Below are 18,040 nucleotides of genomic sequence, written 5' to 3' on the forward strand. Positions count from 1 at the left end.
TTCAATCCACAAAGGTCAACACGCCCTAGTAAGGATATTAATGTTTTTTTCTAAAAATAAGCAAAATGAAATAGCCTCTTTAAAAGCAGAACTCTATCCGTTACAACAAGTGTGGGAAGGGCTTTACCGAGAGATGTTAGTACTGAACATTCTCTATGATGGCAGAATTTCGCACGCCAATGATAGGTTTTTAGAAAACTTAGGCTACAACGAAGACGATCTTACTAATAACTCTTTTGATGATTTTATTACTGAGTCATCTCGTCAATCTTCAGAATTTAAAAGCCTACAGCAAGCTATAAAAAAAGAAGGACATTGGGGCGGTGCATTACAAATTGCGCGCGGTGATGGTAAAGCTGAATGGTTACGTTTAATAGTACATCCTGTAAAAGGGGAGCAAGATCAGTTGCTCTATTTTTCTATATTCGGGAGTGTGCTTACAAAAACAATTACGGCTTCCCGCGAGCAAAGCGACACTATCAAAGCGATATATCGCTCTATGGCAGTAATTGAATTTGATTTAGAAGGCCATGTTTTAAAAGCAAATGAGCAGTTTTTATCAGCAATGGGTTATCAAGAAAGTGAATTAATAGGAAAACACCATCGCACATTTTGTGAAGCTTCAGAGTATAATTCCCAAGAGTATCAACAGTTTTGGACTAAATTAAGAGAAGGACAGTTTATAGCGGAGCGCTTTAAGCGTGTTGATAAATACGGCAATGTTGTATGGTTAGAAGCGTCATATAACCCAATCTCAAATGACGTGAATGAGCTTTATAAAGTAATGAAGTTTGCAACAGTTATTACAGAGCAAGTAAATCAAGAAATTGCGATATCTAAGGCTGCCGAAATTGCTTATAGCACCTCAACCCAAACTGATAAAAAAGCAGAGCAAGGCGCGAGCGTTATACAAGATACAGTTGCAGTAATGACCGAGCTGGCTATTAACATGGAGCAAGCTGCAAGTGAAATTTCAGCGCTTGATCAGCAGTCGCAACAAATATCGAGTATTGTACAAAGTATTAGTAGTATTGCAGAGCAAACCAATTTATTAGCACTAAATGCCGCAATTGAAGCGGCTAGAGCTGGCGAGCAAGGGCGAGGCTTTGCTGTGGTTGCAGACGAGGTTCGATTGCTTGCATCTCGTACATCAAAAGCAACAGAAGAAATAGTAGAAGTAGTACAGCGTAACCAATCACAAACCCAAAATACGGTGGCTGTAATAGAAAAAGGTAAAGAAAAAGCAGAGCAAGGTTTAGCACTATCTAAAGAGTCGGGTGATGTGATGCAGGAAATTCAGCAAGGCGCACAAGAAGTTGTAAATGCGATTGGGCAATTTACCAGTGAACTCAAAGCTAACGGCTAGATTAGTTACGTCCTTATTCTAAAGCGGGCACCTTTACCGGTACCCGCTCAACCTAACCCCCCTCAATATTACTCTCGAAACATCCCTGATAATTTTAAATTTAACAACTATTCTTTATTAACCCATTAAATAACAAGTAATAAGTTTCTTCATCCCTATAAATGATAATAAATTGTTGCATTTTTGTTCTTTGTTCCTAATACTGATGAACGCCAAGGCTGACAAGCCCTAGTATGAATACCTTAAATGATAATAAAATATTACGTACACAACATTAAGGAATTGTATGAACAACACTAAGCGCACACACACATTAATTAAACCAAGTCACCTAATTGGTGCTGGGCTTGCTATGCTAATGAGCTTTTCTGCTGCGAGTAAAGACTACAAAATTATATTAATTCACGGGTTACAAACTTCGCAAATAACCAATAAGTCGGGTAGTGATGTAATTAATGACGGTGAAACATATTGGCAATCGTACTGGAATAATCGTGCAGATGAGCGAATTGATTGGCCTGCTTATGAGCGAATTGAAGATAAAATTGCTACCGATTGGGTGTGGCCAAAGTTAAAGCAAATTTCACGCTCTAATTTATGCAGTGATGGCTGTGTATTTGTAACACATTCAACAGGCGACTTAGTTGCACGCCATATTATTGATAACCAAGAAAACTGGTTAGAAAACGCAGGCTTACAGCCGCTTAATATTGTTGCGACGTTTGATTTAGCAGGCGCGGGTGGTGGAAGTGAGCTTGCAGATGTAGCAGTTAGTGCTTTAACTGGCGCATCATGGAACTTTGCGGTCGATGCAGCACTCAAATGGTGGCTAGGGAGCGATGTAACCGAAGCTGTTGGTGTATTACACGATTTAAAAGTGAATAATGCCCGTAAAATATCGCCATTTCCTGATGCACGTACACCTCGTTTACGCTTTGTGGCAGATGGTAATGCGTATTTAGGCTTAACAGGTGGATTTTTAAAAGGTAATGATGATTCGGTTGTAGCATCGCACTCTTCATGTGGTGCAAGTTCGGCTGGCTCGTTTGGAAGTTGTAGCAGCAGTATTGATACAGATGGCCATTTAAAATCGCAAGGTGATGCTGTTAGTAGCTTTATGCCAAATCATTATCCAATGATGATGAGTGACAGTTATAGCCATAACGAAATACATAACGCGCAGCGTAAAGGTAATGTCACAATAGCCATGAATAACGTAAATGTTGAAGGTAATAACGTAGGGTTTAATACGTTTGATAAAACTACAGGTAGTTGGTTTTGGAAAAAACAATATCGTTATATTAGGGATTCAAATAATTTAAGTGCATCAGCACTTATTTATAATGTGATTCCATAACATAGAAGGCGTGTAGTTAAAAACTATACGCCTTATAAAAGATTGAAATATAAAAATGAAAAAATTTTATGTCGTTGCTTTAATTATTAGCACTATTTTATTCTCGCTATGGTTTACTGGTAAAAATGATGCTCATAAAGTTGCTGAGCCAATAAAACCACAGATTAAACACAGCGCGAACGCACCTGACTTATCGCCTGTAAAAGTGATCCCTATAGATGTGCCTAAAGCTAAAAAACCACAATCAAAAAAGCAAATTGCGTTTAATGAAGACCTAACAAAAGCAGCGCAGCAAGTGGTGATGCAATACGAAAGTGCACTTAAGTTTCCTCCTTATTCCCAACCTTTGAGTCCTTTAGATGAAGATCGATTAAAGCCAAATCAATTTTATCCTGTGTCGAGCCCCATAGGTGAAAGCGGCGATGCTTTAACGGTAAGTCTTAAACAATATCGTTTTGTATACCCAGAAGAAATAACAATAAAGGTAAGCGCTCAAGGGCTTGGTAAAGTGGTCGTTGAACTTGCAAATACTGATACAAAGGAAGTATTTAATACCCATACGGGCAATGCGCGTGAAGGTGAGGCAATTATTACATTTAAAGAAGATGAAGATTACCCTCGTAGTTTGCAAGTGTATGTGCAGGGCGATGTTGACGGCAAAAAAGTACCCGTAGTTGCGCAAATTCAATATATGCCGCCAAGTGCTACTTTGACAGGTTTTGAAATTGCTTATGCTCAAAATGAAAACATGATTATGCCAGCTAATTTAACGGTGATAAAAAGTGGTTTGTATCGTGTTAGGGCGAATTTATATAGTGGTGATACACCACTTGCTCATTTGGTATCTAAGGAAAGCTTAACACAAGGGAGCCAAACCGTAGACTTAAAAGCTCATTGGTCAGTATTACCTAAGGGCGTTAACGATATGCGCTTAAGTGACTTTGTAATAGAAAGAATGTCGCCAAGCCCAGGTGAGCGTAACAGCTTTGGGAATAGTGAAATAAGCCATTTTGATATAAACGATTTCTCGTACGACAGTTTACAGCAGTTGCCGTATCAGACTAATGCACAAGAAAAGTTAAGTTTAGAGTTTTTACAAGGCCTAGCTGAGAGTTAAAAAGACAACGTAAGGCTGAATTGGTAAATTCAAGGGGGTTGTACATAAATACAACCCCCCTTAAATTTGTTAGCCTAGATATGTTAGCTTAGATTTATAGTAACTACACTTGGCGCTTCTTGTTCATCAAGCTCATTTGTAACAGGCACTTTAGGAATGTCTGGCTTATCAAGAGCTATATCGCCACCATCAATGACTTCACCGGTTTGTAAGTTTTTAAAATCAAACAAATCAGCATCGGCTAAGTGTGAAGGCACGACGTTTTGCATTGCTGTAAAAATACTCTCAATACGGCCTGGGTGCTCAGCATCCCATTTAGCGAGCATTGCTTTTGTATGTTTACGCTGTAGGTTTTCTTGCGAACCACATAGGTTACACGGAATAATTGGATAACCTTGTGCAAATGCGTATTGGCTTATATCGCTTTCTTTGCAGTATGCAAGTGGGCGAATAACCATATGCTCGCCGTTATCACTCATTAATTTAGCCGGCATACTTTTTAGTTTTCCACCGTAAAACATATTTAAAAACAACGTTTCAATCATGTCGTCACGATGGTGGCCAAGGGCTATTTTAGTTGCGCCTAACTCATTTGCTGTGCGGTATAAAATACCACGACGCAGTCGTGAGCAAAGTGAACAGGTTGTTTTACCTTCAGGAATAATGTCAGTAACAATGCTGTAGGTATCTTCTTCTACAATTTTGTATTCTACATTTAATTTATCAAGATACTGGGGTAAAACGTGCTCAGGAAACCCTGGTTGTTTTTGATCTAGGTTTACAACAACGAGATCAAACTTTATAGGTGCTACACGTTTTAAATGTTGAAGCATTTCAAGCATTGTGTAGCTGTCTTTGCCACCTGATAAACACACCATTATACGGTCACCTTCTTCAATCATATTGAAGTCCATAACGGCTTGACCAGTTTGGCGACGTAAACGCTTTTGTAGCTTATTTAAGTTAAATTGAGCTTTAGCTTGATCTGAGTGTGACAATTACGCCCCCTAGTAAAACAATACAGCAAAGTTATTTGCTAAAAATAAAGGGGCGTATTATACCCAAACCACCTGAATATGCGAGTTTAGGATGTAATTAAACACGGTATTTTTAGCAAGTAATATCCAGTTTGTTACTTGCTAAATTTTTAATTAATCTAGTTTCTTTGCCATCGGGCTTACGTAACCATCGGGCTTGAGTGCCAGTACATCGCAGTCAAGGCTATCAATTACATGCTCTGCTGTATTACCTACTAAAGCGGCACTTAAGCCTGTACGACCAACGGTACCAATAACAACTAATTCGCTATTTAACCGCTTAGCTACATCAGGGATTACATCCTCTGGTAGGCCTTCTTCAATAAAACATTGCTCTTGGCTTAAATTAAACTCAGCAGCAAGTGCATTGGTTGATTCAATGTGGTGTTTTTTAACTGATTCGTTATAAAGTCCAGGGTTAAACTCAGGAATTTCAATTGCTATATTTATGGGCGTTGCAGGATAAGCATTAACTAAATTAAGTTTTGCGTTGGCAAGTTCACATAAAAATTGTGCGTCTTTAATTACCCGTTTATTAAGTGCTACATGTTCTTCGTTTTCACTAACCGCATTCACAGCAGCTAAAATATTACCGTTTTCTGGCCATGCCATTTCTTTAACAAACAACACCGGGGCAGGGCATTTTCGTACTAAATGCCAGTCGGTAGGGGTGAAAATAACGGATTTAAGTGCACCATGTTGATGTGTGCCTTTAATTACTAAATCGTACTTTTGATCAATTACAGTATCGATTATGGCTTCATAAGGACGGTTATGCCAAACCACTTGGGTTTCAATATTTATATCTTTGTAAGGGGAAACTAAATCGTTTAGCCATAGCTGGCGATCTTTTAGTACGGCATCACGCATTGCTTCGCGTTCATCACCAGATAGCATCGTTGTCATTTCATAAGAGAAGTCGTAAACCGTCATAAAGGCGGTAATACTTGCGCCAGATTTTTTGGCTAAGTCTATTGAACGTGATAAACCGTGTTGATCGTCTTTGGTAGGGTCAATAACCGCAATAATGCGTTTAATAGTGTTCATATGCTACTCCATTTGCCTAACGGGTGTACAATTAGTGTAACGCAAATATAAAACAGTTAAAGGGGTAGCATATAAATTGTTGTTCTAAATCAAACTATTTAATTTAGCGAGGCTTAACGATTGCTGCCGTTTTAGCTAAGGCATCGTTATCTAAAATAGTAATAAATTTACCTTCTACTTTAATTAAGTGCGCTTTTTGAAAACGGCTTAATAAACGGCTAATGGTCTCTACGGTAAGGCCTAAGTAGTTACCTATTTCACCGCGAGTCATGGTAAATCTAAATTCTTTACGCGAAAAACCACGTTCACCAAAACGCTCTGATAAGTTATAAATAAAACTAGCTAAGCGTTCTTCTGCTGATTTTTTATTAAGTAATAACAGCATTTCTTGATCGTATGTAATTTCGCTGCTCATCAAGCGCATTATTTGTTGACGAAGTTTTGGTAATTTACCAGCAAGTTCGTCAAGGGTATCAAATGGAATTTCGCATACCATTGACGTTTCGAGTGCTTGCGAAAAACTCTGGTGCGCCATTTTGCTTATTGCGTCAAAGCCTACTAAGTCACCCGCTAAATGAAACCCGGTTATTTGCTCATCACCTTGCTCTGATAATGTGTACGATTTAAATGAGCCAGAACGTACAGCATAAATAGCCTGTAAAGGCGCGCCTGATTCAAATAGATAATCGCCTTTATGGAGTGGTTTTTTTCGCTCAATAATTTCGTCTAGCTTATCCATTTCTTGGCCATTGAGTGAAAATGGCAAGCACAATTGACTAATACTGCAGTTATTACAGCTAATAGCACAATTACTTTTAGCGCGACTTTGAGAGAAATCCATAATTTAATCCGTTTAAATTTTTATACACACGACTGCAAAATAACCATAAAAGGTTAATACTGCGAATAGGTTATTGTATCAGCTTGTCAGTTGCAATTATCAATAAGTAGATACCATACCAGATTGTAACATTGCCCAATCCAATTCGGGTCCAAGGGTGGTTAATAATACTATTTAGTTTTTGTGCGGTAACGCCTAACGTGATCATTGCGGGAAAAGTACCCAAAGCAAAACAAAGCATCACTAAAGCACCGTCTAGGGCACTTGGGCTAGTCATCGCCCATGTAAGTGCTGAGTAAACAAGTCCACATGGAAGCCATCCCCACAAAGCACCGTAACCTAGAGCTTTAAAAGGCGAGTTAATAGGCATTAAGTATTTATTTAGCTTAACAATGTGTTGCCACACTAAGGTTTTACCTATTTTCTCTAACCATTGCAACGTAGGACCCAAGCGCATTATATACACGCCGACTAGGAGCATAAAAATAGCTGCAATGAATGAAAGTGCTAAAGAAAAAGATGTGTTTTGCCTAGCAAATTGGCTGCTAATACCAGCAACAAGTGCACCTGCTGCCATGTAGCTCAGTGCACGCCCGGTATTATAGGCAAATGAATAGGTGAATGTTTTGCGTTTATCACTTGCCAGTTGTAATGAGCTTGCAATACCGCCGCACATGGCAATGCAATGACCGCTACCTATTAGCCCCATTAAAAATGCGCTGGTGTAAAGAGGATCAATCATTACTTTTGTTATGTTGCTCTTTGTCATCTTCAAACAAAATACTATGACCTTGCTTATTTAAATCAGAAAACTGCTCACTCTTTACGGCCCAAAAGAAAACGCCTATAGCAATAATGACAAACAAAATGGCAATGGGGATCAAAATGTAAATTATGCTCATAACTTTAATAGCCTTAGTGAATTACTAATCACAATAATTGAGCTGGCAGACATGCCAATAACAGCCATCCACGGAGCAACTAAGCCCAGTGCTGCCAATGGTAATATGGACGCATTATACAATAAAGACAGCGCAAGGTTTTGCTTAATAATACGTCTGGTTTGTTTTGCCACATTGAGTAAATGATCAATTGACGCTAAATCGCTATTAAGGAGCACTACATCGGCGCTATTTTTTGATATGTCAGCACCGGTTTCCATTGCAATGGATAAATGCGCACTGGCAAATACAGGGCTGTCGTTTACGCCATCGCCGACCATTGCTACAACTTCGTTTTGTGACGCCCATTGTTCAACGGCTGTTTGTTTATCTTGTGGCGAACACCCAGATTGCACACTTTCAAGGTTGAGTTGTTTAGCTACTTTTTGCCCTGCATCTGATGCGTCACCGGTTAACATATGGCACGTTAAATTTTGCGATTGAAGTGAGTCTATAAGCTTTTTAGCATCGTTTTTTACTTTATCAATAAAGTAAAAACGTGCAACAACCTGCTTATTTATATACAAGCTTGCTTGTGCATTTGATTTTTTGCTATTAAACCAACCACTTTTACCAATTGCATAATGATTAGTTGCATCTTGTGCGCTAATTCCCAGACCTGGATGCACTTCAACGTTATTAAGATTGTGGTGAGCAGGAGTAATTTCATCAAATGCGCTGGCTATAGGGTGTTCAGAATAACGCTCTAACATAGCTGCTATATCTAGCACTTGCGCTTTTGTGTATTGCTTATCGAGTATATCTACTTCATCAAGGCTAAATTTACCTTGGGTGAGTGTGCCTGTTTTATCAAACGCAAATAACGTAATTTGTGAGAGTGTTTCGAGCACATGCGCTTGTTTTATTAATACGCCTTTACGGGTCAAGGTTGCAACCGCGCATGTAAGTGCGGTTGGTATGGCTAAACTCAGGGCACATGGGCAGGTAGCAACTAAAACCGAAATGGTGATCCAAAATGCGTGTTCAGGGTCAATTTGGTACCAGCCAATAGCTGTAAGTGAAGCAAATATAAGCAGGCACGCTATAAACCATTGCGCAACTTTATCTGTAATTTCAACCAGTTTAGGGCGTTTAGTTAATGCGTTGTGTTGCAAGCGGATAATTTGATTTAAAAGGGTATTTTGGCCAATTTTATTGATTTTTATTTCAATAACACCGTCGTGGTTAACGCAACCGGCGTAGACATTGTGACCGATAAATTTTGTAACGGGTTGGTGTTCGCCCGTCATCATTGATTCATCAACCGTAGTTTTACCCCTAATAAGCTCGCCGTCGGCAGGGATTGTTTCACCCGCTTTAATGAGTACTACGTCATGAAGTTTTAGTTTTTTGGCTGCAATTATAAGTTCTTCACCACTGTCGTTAATGGTGCGGGCTGTTAATGGCAATAATTTTTGTAAGTTGGCAGTAAATTCGCTCGCTTTTAAACGCGCTCTAAATTCAAGATACTTACCTAATAAAAGTAAAAAGGTAAACATGCACACAGATTCAAAATATACTTCGCCGACTTGCATAAATGTGGCGTAACAACTTGCGCCAAACGCACCAAAAATAGCCAGCGATACGGGTAAGTCCATATTGAGCTGTTTTGCTTTTAAGCCATTTATGGCGTTGGTTAAAAAAGGCAGTGCGCTATATAAAATAACCGGAGAGGCAAGTACTAAGCTGATCCATCTAAAATACTGCTCAAAATTACTATCCATGCCTGAAAACATGCCAAAGTACATGGCAAACGCAAACATCATAACTTGCATGGTCATTAAGCCTGCAACACCTAAGCGGCGAATATAGGCTTTGGCAGTTTGTTGCTTTTGTTGAGCTTCAATATCTGATTGAAATGGGTAGGCTTTATAACCAATTTTGGCTAAGGAAGTAATAATTTCACTCAATGGGGTGCTGGTTTTATCCCATTGGATCATCGCGCGGTTGGTGGAAGTATTTACATCAACCCGTTTTACAGTATTTAAGTTTAAGAGTTGTTTTTCGATAAGCCATGCACACGCTGCGCAGGTTATACCTTCAACACTCAACAATACCTCTGAGATATTATCGTTAGTAGCTATAAATTCGTCTTGAATGTCTTCGTTGTCATAACTTTTTATAAATGCGAGTTGCTCAGGTACCAGTTGCTCAACCTTGCCTGCGCGAACAGTTCGGTATTTATAATAATCAGTCATACCTTGTTCAACAATATTTTGCGCAACTGCTTGGCAGCCAATGCAACACATTGGCTGGGCTATATCGTCAATTATAACGTTTGCGCTAAATCCGTTTGGCACACTTTCAAGGCAATGAAAGCAAGAGTGAGACATAGTGATGATTACTTATAGTTAGGAGTAACTAAAACGGTTTCAGCCGTCGGTAGAACAATGTTTTCTTTTAGTTTCCAGCTGCCATCAATTGGCTCAATAAATACAGAATATGCACCTGGCGTATACTTATCAAGTAATGCAGTAAATTCTTGATTGGCATTAGGTGTAAGTGTGGCCTCAAAGTCATGCGCTTTAATAGTACGGTGGTAAAACGAAAGTTTTAAAACATGTACGTTGCTACTGTCACCTTTTGTAAACTTAAAGCTTACACGCTCGTTGGTTACATTTAATTCGCCATGTAAGTAAAGTGCTTTTGCTTTTTCAAACTTAGTCAGTTCTAAGTTTATTGCTTTGCCTTTTTTGTAGTAGTCGTCAACAACCATATCTGGGCCGTTACCTATTGCCGTAATAAATAAGCTAATACAGCCAATAATGGCAACTAACGGAAAAAAGATTAAAAACCAAGGCCAAAAATTTTTATACCACGGAGTAGGTTGCATAGTGTCTCTAAAATTAGTTTAGGAAGCGTTATTTTATAGGAATTATACGTAAAAGACTAAAAAAAAGCCTCCGACTGGAGGCTTTTTTGATCTGGATTAATCTATTGAATTAAATAAATTAATTTATAAACATTTTATTAACCGCGTGCTTATTTATCTTGCGATAAACTGTAAACGTAGGCTGTTAATAAGTGAATTTTATCTTCACCTAAAATGTCTTTCCAAGCAGGCATTACACCAGCACGGCCATGGTTAAGCGTTTCTTCAACAGCACGTTGAGAACCACCGTATAACCAAATGTTATCAGTCAGGTTAGGCGCGCCAAATGGTAGGTTATGTGCAACCGACCCTTTACCGTCAGCACCGTGACATGCGGCACACATAGCAAACTTAGCTTTACCTGCGGCTGCATCTTTTTGGTTAACAGTACGACCAGAAAGGCTCAACACATGTGCTGTCATTTCTTTAACGCCTTGCTCACCAAGAGCATCGCCCCAAGCTGGCATTGCAGCTATACGACCATTAAGCAGTGTTTCTCTAATTTTGTCTGGTGTACCGCCATATAACCAATCTTTATCAGTTAGGTTAGGGAAGCCTGTTCCACCACGTGCATCAGAGCCGTGACATTGCGCACAGTTTTGTGAGAATAAACGCTGACCAATTTCGATGGCTAATTGACCATCTGTTTGTTCATGTTTGTCACCATTTTCAAGAGCAACTTGCTGCGCTGCGTCACCTTCAAACTTAGAATTAACTAAATCTAAAACCGGCACTTGTGCAAGTCGATTAAAAATAGGACCAAAGCGTTCTTCTGCAGCTTCATACTCTTTATCAAGTTTAACAAAGCGACCTTCTGCTTTTGCATCTGCAACTGCTTTTTTAGATTCAGCTAAAGACGTAATACCTTGATTAGAGCTAGTCCATTTACCTAAACCTTCCCAGTTGCCTAAACCTGGGTAAGCTGCAAGATAATATACTGACCAAATAAAAGTTGCGAAAAACATGTAAGTCCACCATTTTGGTAGTGGATTATTTAGCTCTTCAATGCCGTCAAATTCATGTCCACAGCTTTCACCTTCTTTTACGCCAGCATAGTTTTTTAAGTTCCAAACTAATAGGCCAAAGATGATGCATAAGCATGCAAGGGTTAATACAATAACCCAAATACTCCAAAAGCTAGTCATTTTTCAGACTCCTTTTCCTCGTTAGAGAGTGTGTTGTTATGTTTTTTTTCATCTTCGAAAATGGCATTAGCAGCGCTATCAAAACGATTTTTGCTACGCTTGCTGTATGCCCATACAACAATCACAATAAACAATACTAAAATTACCAGAGTCAAAATGCCTCTGTATGTTCCGTAATCCATAATAATTTACTTCAAGTGGGTACCAAGTTGCTGTAAATACGCGATTAGAGCTTGGATTTCTGTTGCGCCTTCGCCGTTATTCATAGCGTTAACTTTTTCAACATCAGCTTTAAGTTCTTCGTCGCTGCCATAACCTAGGCCCGGGTGTTTAGGGTTTTCTGGGTTAATAGCAAAAGTATCACGGAAAATTTGTAGTTTTTTCAGAGTCAGGCTTGTATCTACCTTATCCTCTGCTAACCAAGGAAAACCTGGCATATTCGACTCAGGAACCACAGCACGTGGGTCAACTAAGTGAGCATAATGCCAGTCGTCCGAGTAACGTTTACCAACGCGAGCAAGATCAGGACCAGTACGTTTAGAACCCCATTGGAAAGGGTGATCCCATACTGATTCGCCTGCTACAGAGTAGTGACCGTAACGCTCAACTTCATCACGAAAAGGGCGGATCATTTGTGAGTGACAGTTATAACAACCTTCACGTACATATATGTCACGGCCTTCCATTTCTAAAGCATTAAGAGGGCGTAGGCCTTCTACTGGTTTAGTTGTGTCGTCTTGGAACATTAGCGGAGTAATTTCAACTAATGCACCAAAGCTGATAGCAAAAACAGTCAGAATAGCCATAAGGCCAACGTTCTTTTCTACTATTTCATGTTTGTTTTGTGAATTTTTATTGCTCATCATCTCACTCCGTTATGCTAATTGTGCTTGCGCGTCTAACTTCAGAGATTCTTTCTCAGCTGAAATTGTACGGAAAACGTTATAAGCCATAACTAACATGCCTGTTACGATGAATACACCGCCTACAAAACGCATAATGTAGAAAGGATGCGATGCTTCTAAAGACTGCACAAAGCTGTACATTAATGTACCGTCGGCATTTACCGCACGCCACATTAGACCTTGCATTACACCAGAGATCCACATTGCAACAATGTATAAAACAACACCTACAGTGTGTAACCAGAAGTGGGTGTTAACCAATTTAACGCTATACATACGACCTTGCGCAAATAACGCAGGAATTAAGTGGTAAATAGCACCAATTGAAATCATAGCAACCCAACCTAGTGCACCTGAGTGTACGTGGCCGATTGTCCAATCTGTGTAGTGAGATAACGCATTTACAGATTTAATTGCCATCATAGGGCCTTCGAACGTAGACATACCGTAGAAAGACAATGAAACAACTAAGAAGCGTAGTACTGGATCAGTACGTAGTTTATGCCATGCGCCTGATAGGGTCATAATACCGTTAATCATACCACCCCAAGACGGTACGAATAGGATAATAGACATAACCATACCTAAACTTTGCGTCCAATCAGGAAGCGCAGTGTAGTGAAGGTGGTGAGGACCAGCCCAAATATATAATGAAATTAATGCCCAAAAGTGAACTACCGATAAACGGTATGAGTAAACTGGGCGACCTGCTTGTTTTGGTACAAAGTAATACATCATACCCAAGAAACCTGCAGTTAATAGGAAACCTACAGCGTTATGACCGTACCACCACTGAACCATAGCATCTACTGCGCCTGCGTAGATTGAGTATGATTTAGTTAACGACACAGGCACTGCCATGCTGTTTACAATGTGTAGTACTGCAACAGTAATAATAAAACCAGCATAGAACCAGTTAGCAACATAAATGTGCGACACTTTACGCTTGATTAAAGTACCAAAGAATACAATAGCGTAAACAATCCAAACCACAGCGATTAAAATATCGATTGGCCATTCAAGTTCTGCGTATTCTTTTGAGCTAGTAATACCAAGTGGTAATGTAATTACTGCTAATACAATAACTAGCTGCCAGCCCCAAAATGAAAAGGCGGCGAGTTTGTCTGAGAAAAGACGCGTTTGACAAGTACGTTGTACGACGTAATAAGACGTCGCAAACAGTGCACTAGTACCAAATGCGAAAATTACTGCGTTCGTGTGTAACGGACGTAGTCGAGAGTAAGTTAACCATGGTGTATCAAAGTTAAGTGCTGGCCAAGCTAATTGGGCAGCAATCAGAACCCCAATACTCATGCCAACGATGCCCCAAATCACTGTCATAATAGCGAATTGGCGTACAACCTTATAGTTATACTCAGTTTGTGATGCTACTGTTTGGCTCATTTTCTGGCTTCCGCTGCAATAAATGCGTTTAGAAATGAATTACCCACTATTAAAAGTGGGGCCTACTATTTTTCTCAAGCGTGTTACCTAAAACTTTCAATACATGAAAACTTCAGAAAAAAAACTTGAGAAACCCTTATTTTTTGCGGGTGAAATGATAAATTTTTTGGCCTAAAAAAGATAGGTCAATTACATAAAATTATGACATCAATCAAACTTTGTGAGCTTGTTGTTTATTTTTTGATACAGTTTGTGCCTAATTTGGCCTAATAGTAACACTCGCACTTGTTATTTACAGTCACGATTATTAGTATTTGCTTTTCTTTAGTGCGAAATTGTTATGCTTATATATAGGTTAAGTTTATTCACTGTGGTGTTTTTTTTATTAACAGCGTGTGATTTTTCTAAAAATACAGATGAAAAATTTCTTAAGAATGCCCAGTGCGAAGCCAATTTGCCTTGTACTTTTTCAAATGATGTTAAAGTATGGTTAAGCGAGAAAACCCTTTCCCCCGAAACCCCATTTACTATCTTTAGTGACTTACCTGCAAACGTTACAATTGAAGATGCCAAGCTTAAAGCCATCACTATGTACATGGGGTACATTCCCCAAAATTTTAAAAAAAATAATGATCTTTGGCAAAGTAATACTATGGTTGGTATTTGTTCAGAGCAAAATATGCTTTGGAATTTAGAACTAACCGTTAAAGATAATGCCACCTCTGTAATACAAACACTCAATTACTCTTTTTACGTAACGTATTAAAGTCGCGACTACAAGCTCTTGTATACAGCTTACATTTTTGATGTGAGTTCGTTTTCTTATACATACGATTATTTGAGTGACAAGATCAATAAAATTACCTTTTTAGGTTTTAATACTGACAAAACTTCAATAGTGAATAAGTGCTCTCTAAAAGTTCAACTTTAATTACGACTGAATAAAAAATCTAATCAAAAAACCTTCCAAAGGGGCTAAATAAGACTGTTTAAGCACCAAGTATGCATAAATATGGTTATTAATTAACATTTAGTTTTGCGGTTTTAATAATTTGCTGTGATTAAGTTGTTAATTTGTCTGTTTTTGGTACGTAGCTCAGTTAATTACATTTGATTACAAAGTGAATCACTTTGGTTTCAGGTGTGTTTCTAATGTTTCCCTGTTTTCTCAAGGCATTGTTTTTAAAGTGTATTTATTAATTAACACTGAAACATAATGTAACCTATGTACCTACTATAGTTATTCCATTTTATTTCTTGATATAAATTGAGCTGTCGTTAAGTTTTCGTTCAGTTAAAGGCGCCTAAGTTGCCCACCTGACTCACTATTCTAATAAAAAGTGAGCATTACCAATAAAGGTAAATTTCCAACAAGTAGGGTTCTTTCATGAAAAAATCAACTCTTGGTTTAGCTGTAATCGCAGCATTTCCAATGTTCTCAAGTGTGCAAGTTCTTGCTGCTGAAGACTCAGCACAAGCAATCGAAAAAATTCAAGTAACGGGTTCTCGCATTAAGCGCGCAGATATGGAAACCGCTAGCCCAGTTACTATTATCGGTGCTGATGATATTGCTGCTTCAGGCGCAGTATCAGTAGATTCTGTACTACAAAAAATGACCGCTACAGGCGGCGCAATGACAAACCCAGGTATCAATAATGGTTCTGGTGGTAATGCATCAATTGATTTACGTGGTTTAGGTTCACAACGTACTTTAGTACTTGTAAACGGCCGCCGTATGATCAACTCAGGTACAGGCGCAGCTTCTACAGTTGATTTAAATACTATCCCAGTATCTATGATCAAGCATATTGAAGTACTTAAAGATGGCGCATCTGCTGTTTATGGTACTGATGCTGTTGCGGGTGTTGTAAATATTATCTTAAAAGATAACTTTGAAGGCCTAGACCTTAATGTTAAATCAGCAATCACTACTGAAGGTGACGCAGATGAAACGTCTTTTGATATTACAATGGGTGGTAACTTCGGTCGTGGTAACGTTGTAATCGGTTTGCAGTACACAGACCGTGGCGATGCTTCTCAGGCTGATCGTAGCTTTTCTGATTGTCCATTAACTGAAGATGGCGATGGCAGTGCTCCGTACTGTTCTGGTTCTTCTTATACTCCTAATGGCCATGTTTGGTCAGGTGATGAATCTTTACAAGGTCAAGCTGATAATGGTTGGCACGACTTTGGTACTAGTGATGCTTACAACTATTCGCAATCTAGCTACTTATACACGCCAATGCGTCGTTTAAACCTTACAGGTATTGGTAGTTTTGATTTAACTGATGACACGCGTTTATACTCTGAATTTACATACTCAAAACGTTGGTCAGAGCAGCAATTAGCACCTCAACCAGTATGGTTCGACTTTGACTACGCTGAGTGGATGGGTGATTCTTTAATCGACCAAAATATTAATTACGGTGATGAAGTTTCTTACGGCCGTCGTATGGTTGACACTGGTACACGTGATTCATCTCAAGTAGTTGATACAGTTCGTTCTGTTATCGGTGCTGCAGGTTATTTAGATAACGGTTTAGAGTGGGATACATCAGTAATTTTTGGTCGTAATGACTCAGTAGATCGCTTAAGCAACCTTCACAATATGGGTTCAATTCAAAGCGAAATTGAAGCTGGTAACTTTAACCCACTTTCACAAGCTTCATGGTCAAGCAGTAGCTTTAGTGATTATGTTTACACTGAGCAAAACTCAGGCGGCAGTCAATTATTTATGATTACAGCTGCGCTTTCTGGTGAGTTAATGGAAGTACCTGCGGGCTTTGTAGGTTTTGCTGCAGGTCTTGAACGCCGTGAAGAAAAAGCGTGGTACACACCAGATTCGATCACTTCACAAGGTCTTGCAAATGATCCACGCGTTGATGCAACAAGCGGTCGTTTTGATGTAAACGAAGCATACCTTGAGCTGGCTATTCCTTTAGTTGCAGATGCTTATCTTGCACAAAATGTAGAATTAAGCGCTGCGATCCGTGCTTTTGATTACAGCACATTTGGTTCTGATGAAACGTGGAAACTTGGTTTAACTTGGCGTGTAAACGACGAATTAATGCTTCGTGGTGTTCGTTCTACAGCTTTCCGTGCTCCTACAGTTGCTGAGCTATACTCAGGTGATTCTCCATCTTATGAGCAAGTTAGCTTCACCGGTGCACAAGATCAGGCTGAAGTAACCGTTGGTGGTAATGACCAATTAACACCTGAATTAGCTGATACAGTTACCGTTGGTGTAGTTTACGAACCAGAATGGTTCGAAGGTTTCTCAATGACGTTAGATTACTACGACATTGAAATCGAAAACGCTATTGCTACAGTAAACAACCAATACATTGTTGATTCATGTCTTGCAACAGATGGCTCTTTAGCGAATCAATCAACAGCACTTTGTAGTTCAGCAAATATCGATTTTAACCAAAGCACAGGTCGTATCGCGTTTAATAACCAACTACAAAATGTAGGTTATGAGCAAACAAAAGGTTATGACTTAAACTTAAATTACAAATTTGATTTAGCTGGCCTTGCTTGGAATACGTCATTAGATGTTACTTACCTTGACGAGTACACTGTTGATGTTATTGAATCAAGCATTGATTACGCTGGTTTAATTACTTCTGGTATAGGTGGTTATGCTGACGTAAAAGCAAACTTTGAGCTAGATGTTAAAGGTGATGCTTGGTCTGCTAACTACAAAGCACGTTACATTGCAGGAATGGATAGCTACAGCTGTTTAGGTAAAGAATCTACATGTTATGCACCAACAACACCATCTGTTGTTTACCATGATGTGAGCGGTTCTTACTTTATTAGTGACATGGTTTCGTTAACTGCAGGTGTAAATAACTTATTCGATAAGCAACCACCATACTACTCAGGTAACAACGATTCTAATACTGACCCGTACACATATGATGTACTTGGCCGTCGTGTATTTGCTGGTGTAAACGTTAAATTTTAACTAGCACATTAATCTTATTAAGGCTCAGTATTTACTGA

At 39.0% G+C, this 18,040-nt stretch carries 16 protein-coding genes; 5 read left to right on the forward strand and 11 right to left on the reverse strand.

Going from position 1 to position 18,040, the window contains the following annotated elements; genetic code table 11:
* Positions 1-40: 40 nt before the first annotated feature.
* From H5115_RS13440 to H5115_RS13450, 3 genes are all read left to right on the forward strand, one after another.
* Positions 41-1,366, forward strand: a complete 1,326-nt coding sequence (locus tag H5115_RS13440; RefSeq protein WP_182755741.1) for a PAS domain-containing methyl-accepting chemotaxis protein — start codon at positions 41-43, stop codon at positions 1,364-1,366.
* A gap of 286 nt (positions 1,367-1,652) precedes the next feature.
* Positions 1,653-2,723, forward strand: a complete 1,071-nt coding sequence (locus tag H5115_RS13445) for a hypothetical protein (protein ID WP_182755743.1) — start codon at positions 1,653-1,655, stop codon at positions 2,721-2,723.
* A gap of 55 nt (positions 2,724-2,778) precedes the next feature.
* The gene (locus tag H5115_RS13450) at positions 2,779-3,840 is read left to right on the forward strand and encodes a hypothetical protein (RefSeq protein WP_182755745.1); all 1,062 of its coding nucleotides are present in this window, start codon (positions 2,779-2,781) and stop codon (positions 3,838-3,840) included.
* An 83-nt stretch (positions 3,841-3,923) separates the two neighbouring features.
* Here the strand turns inward: H5115_RS13450 and ttcA are convergent, their stop codons facing one another.
* From ttcA to ccoN, 11 genes are all read right to left on the reverse strand, one after another.
* Complete coding sequence (gene ttcA / locus H5115_RS13455) at positions 3,924-4,838, reverse strand: tRNA 2-thiocytidine(32) synthetase TtcA (protein ID WP_002963067.1); 915 nt, start codon at positions 4,836-4,838, stop codon at positions 3,924-3,926.
* A gap of 153 nt (positions 4,839-4,991) precedes the next feature.
* Positions 4,992-5,924 carry a universal stress protein UspE gene (gene uspE / locus H5115_RS13460; protein ID WP_182755746.1) on the reverse strand — a complete coding sequence of 311 codons (933 nt, stop codon included), beginning with the start codon at positions 5,922-5,924 and terminating at the stop codon, positions 4,992-4,994.
* A gap of 103 nt (positions 5,925-6,027) precedes the next feature.
* Positions 6,028-6,765, reverse strand: a complete 738-nt coding sequence (locus H5115_RS13465; RefSeq protein WP_182755748.1) for an FNR family transcription factor — start codon at positions 6,763-6,765, stop codon at positions 6,028-6,030.
* Positions 6,766-6,835: 70 nt separating this feature from the next.
* Positions 6,836-7,507: a sulfite exporter TauE/SafE family protein gene (locus H5115_RS13470; RefSeq protein WP_182755750.1), complete on the reverse strand. Its 672-nt coding sequence runs from the start codon at positions 7,505-7,507 to the stop codon at positions 6,836-6,838.
* The gene (gene ccoS / locus H5115_RS13475; protein ID WP_002963071.1) at positions 7,500-7,667 is read right to left on the reverse strand and encodes a cbb3-type cytochrome oxidase assembly protein CcoS; all 168 of its coding nucleotides are present in this window, start codon (positions 7,665-7,667) and stop codon (positions 7,500-7,502) included. The genes H5115_RS13470 and ccoS overlap by 8 nt, the downstream gene beginning before the upstream one ends.
* A complete protein-coding gene (locus tag H5115_RS13480) occupies positions 7,664-10,039 on the reverse strand; it encodes a heavy metal translocating P-type ATPase (RefSeq protein WP_182755752.1) in 2,376 nt (791 codons plus the stop codon). Before H5115_RS13480 ends, ccoS begins: the two co-directional genes overlap by 4 nt.
* Positions 10,040-10,047: 8 nt before the next feature.
* On the reverse strand, positions 10,048-10,539 hold the full coding sequence (locus H5115_RS13485; protein WP_002963075.1) for a FixH family protein: 492 nt from the start codon (positions 10,537-10,539) through the stop codon (positions 10,048-10,050).
* Positions 10,540-10,688: 149 nt separating this feature from the next.
* Complete coding sequence (gene ccoP / locus H5115_RS13490) at positions 10,689-11,723, reverse strand: cytochrome-c oxidase, cbb3-type subunit III (protein ID WP_182682646.1); 1,035 nt, start codon at positions 11,721-11,723, stop codon at positions 10,689-10,691.
* Positions 11,720-11,905, reverse strand: coding sequence for a CcoQ/FixQ family Cbb3-type cytochrome c oxidase assembly chaperone (locus tag H5115_RS13495; RefSeq protein ID WP_024597380.1), 186 nt, complete (start codon positions 11,903-11,905; stop codon positions 11,720-11,722). The genes ccoP and H5115_RS13495 overlap by 4 nt, the downstream gene beginning before the upstream one ends.
* A gap of 6 nt (positions 11,906-11,911) precedes the next feature.
* The gene (ccoO, locus tag H5115_RS13500) at positions 11,912-12,586 is read right to left on the reverse strand and encodes a cytochrome-c oxidase, cbb3-type subunit II (RefSeq protein ID WP_024597379.1); all 675 of its coding nucleotides are present in this window, start codon (positions 12,584-12,586) and stop codon (positions 11,912-11,914) included.
* A 12-nt stretch (positions 12,587-12,598) separates the two neighbouring features.
* Positions 12,599-14,032 carry a cytochrome-c oxidase, cbb3-type subunit I gene (gene ccoN / locus H5115_RS13505; protein ID WP_002961515.1) on the reverse strand — a complete coding sequence of 478 codons (1,434 nt, stop codon included), beginning with the start codon at positions 14,030-14,032 and terminating at the stop codon, positions 12,599-12,601.
* 340 nt (positions 14,033-14,372) lie between these two features.
* Here ccoN and H5115_RS13510 point away from each other — a divergent pair, with 340 nt between their 5' ends.
* Positions 14,373-14,798: a hypothetical protein gene (locus tag H5115_RS13510; RefSeq protein ID WP_182755754.1), complete on the forward strand. Its 426-nt coding sequence runs from the start codon at positions 14,373-14,375 to the stop codon at positions 14,796-14,798.
* A 621-nt stretch (positions 14,799-15,419) separates the two neighbouring features.
* Positions 15,420-18,002, forward strand: coding sequence for a TonB-dependent receptor (locus H5115_RS13515; RefSeq protein WP_182671753.1), 2,583 nt, complete (start codon positions 15,420-15,422; stop codon positions 18,000-18,002).
* Positions 18,003-18,040: the final 38 nt, after the last annotated feature.

It is taken from the genome of Pseudoalteromonas sp. SR44-2 (assembly GCF_014163745.1).
GTDB classification, from domain to species: Bacteria; Pseudomonadota; Gammaproteobacteria; order Enterobacterales; family Alteromonadaceae; genus Pseudoalteromonas; species Pseudoalteromonas distincta.

Excerpts from the sequence above, each read along its gene's own strand:
- H5115_RS13440 (WP_182755741.1), top strand. The coding sequence starts at position 41 with ATGTTTTTTTCTAAAAATAAGCAAAATGAAATAGCCTCTTTAAAAGCA.
- H5115_RS13445 (WP_182755743.1), top strand. The coding sequence starts at position 1,653 with ATGAACAACACTAAGCGCACACACACATTAATTAAACCAAGTCACCTA.
- H5115_RS13450 (WP_182755745.1), top strand. The coding sequence starts at position 2,779 with ATGAAAAAATTTTATGTCGTTGCTTTAATTATTAGCACTATTTTATTC.
- uspE (WP_182755746.1), bottom strand. The coding sequence starts at position 5,924 with ATGAACACTATTAAACGCATTATTGCGGTTATTGACCCTACCAAAGAC.
- H5115_RS13465 (WP_182755748.1), bottom strand. The coding sequence starts at position 6,765 with ATGGATTTCTCTCAAAGTCGCGCTAAAAGTAATTGTGCTATTAGCTGT.
- H5115_RS13470 (WP_182755750.1), bottom strand. The coding sequence starts at position 7,507 with ATGATTGATCCTCTTTACACCAGCGCATTTTTAATGGGGCTAATAGGT.
- ccoS (WP_002963071.1), bottom strand. The coding sequence starts at position 7,667 with ATGAGCATAATTTACATTTTGATCCCCATTGCCATTTTGTTTGTCATT.
- H5115_RS13480 (WP_182755752.1), bottom strand. The coding sequence starts at position 10,039 with ATGTCTCACTCTTGCTTTCATTGCCTTGAAAGTGTGCCAAACGGATTT.
- H5115_RS13485 (WP_002963075.1), bottom strand. The coding sequence starts at position 10,539 with ATGCAACCTACTCCGTGGTATAAAAATTTTTGGCCTTGGTTTTTAATC.
- ccoP (WP_182682646.1), bottom strand. The coding sequence starts at position 11,723 with ATGACTAGCTTTTGGAGTATTTGGGTTATTGTATTAACCCTTGCATGC.
- H5115_RS13495 (WP_024597380.1), bottom strand. The coding sequence starts at position 11,905 with ATGGATTACGGAACATACAGAGGCATTTTGACTCTGGTAATTTTAGTA.
- ccoO (WP_024597379.1), bottom strand. The coding sequence starts at position 12,586 with ATGAGCAATAAAAATTCACAAAACAAACATGAAATAGTAGAAAAGAAC.
- ccoN (WP_002961515.1), bottom strand. The coding sequence starts at position 14,032 with ATGAGCCAAACAGTAGCATCACAAACTGAGTATAACTATAAGGTTGTA.
- H5115_RS13510 (WP_182755754.1), top strand. The coding sequence starts at position 14,373 with ATGCTTATATATAGGTTAAGTTTATTCACTGTGGTGTTTTTTTTATTA.
- H5115_RS13515 (WP_182671753.1), top strand. The coding sequence starts at position 15,420 with ATGAAAAAATCAACTCTTGGTTTAGCTGTAATCGCAGCATTTCCAATG.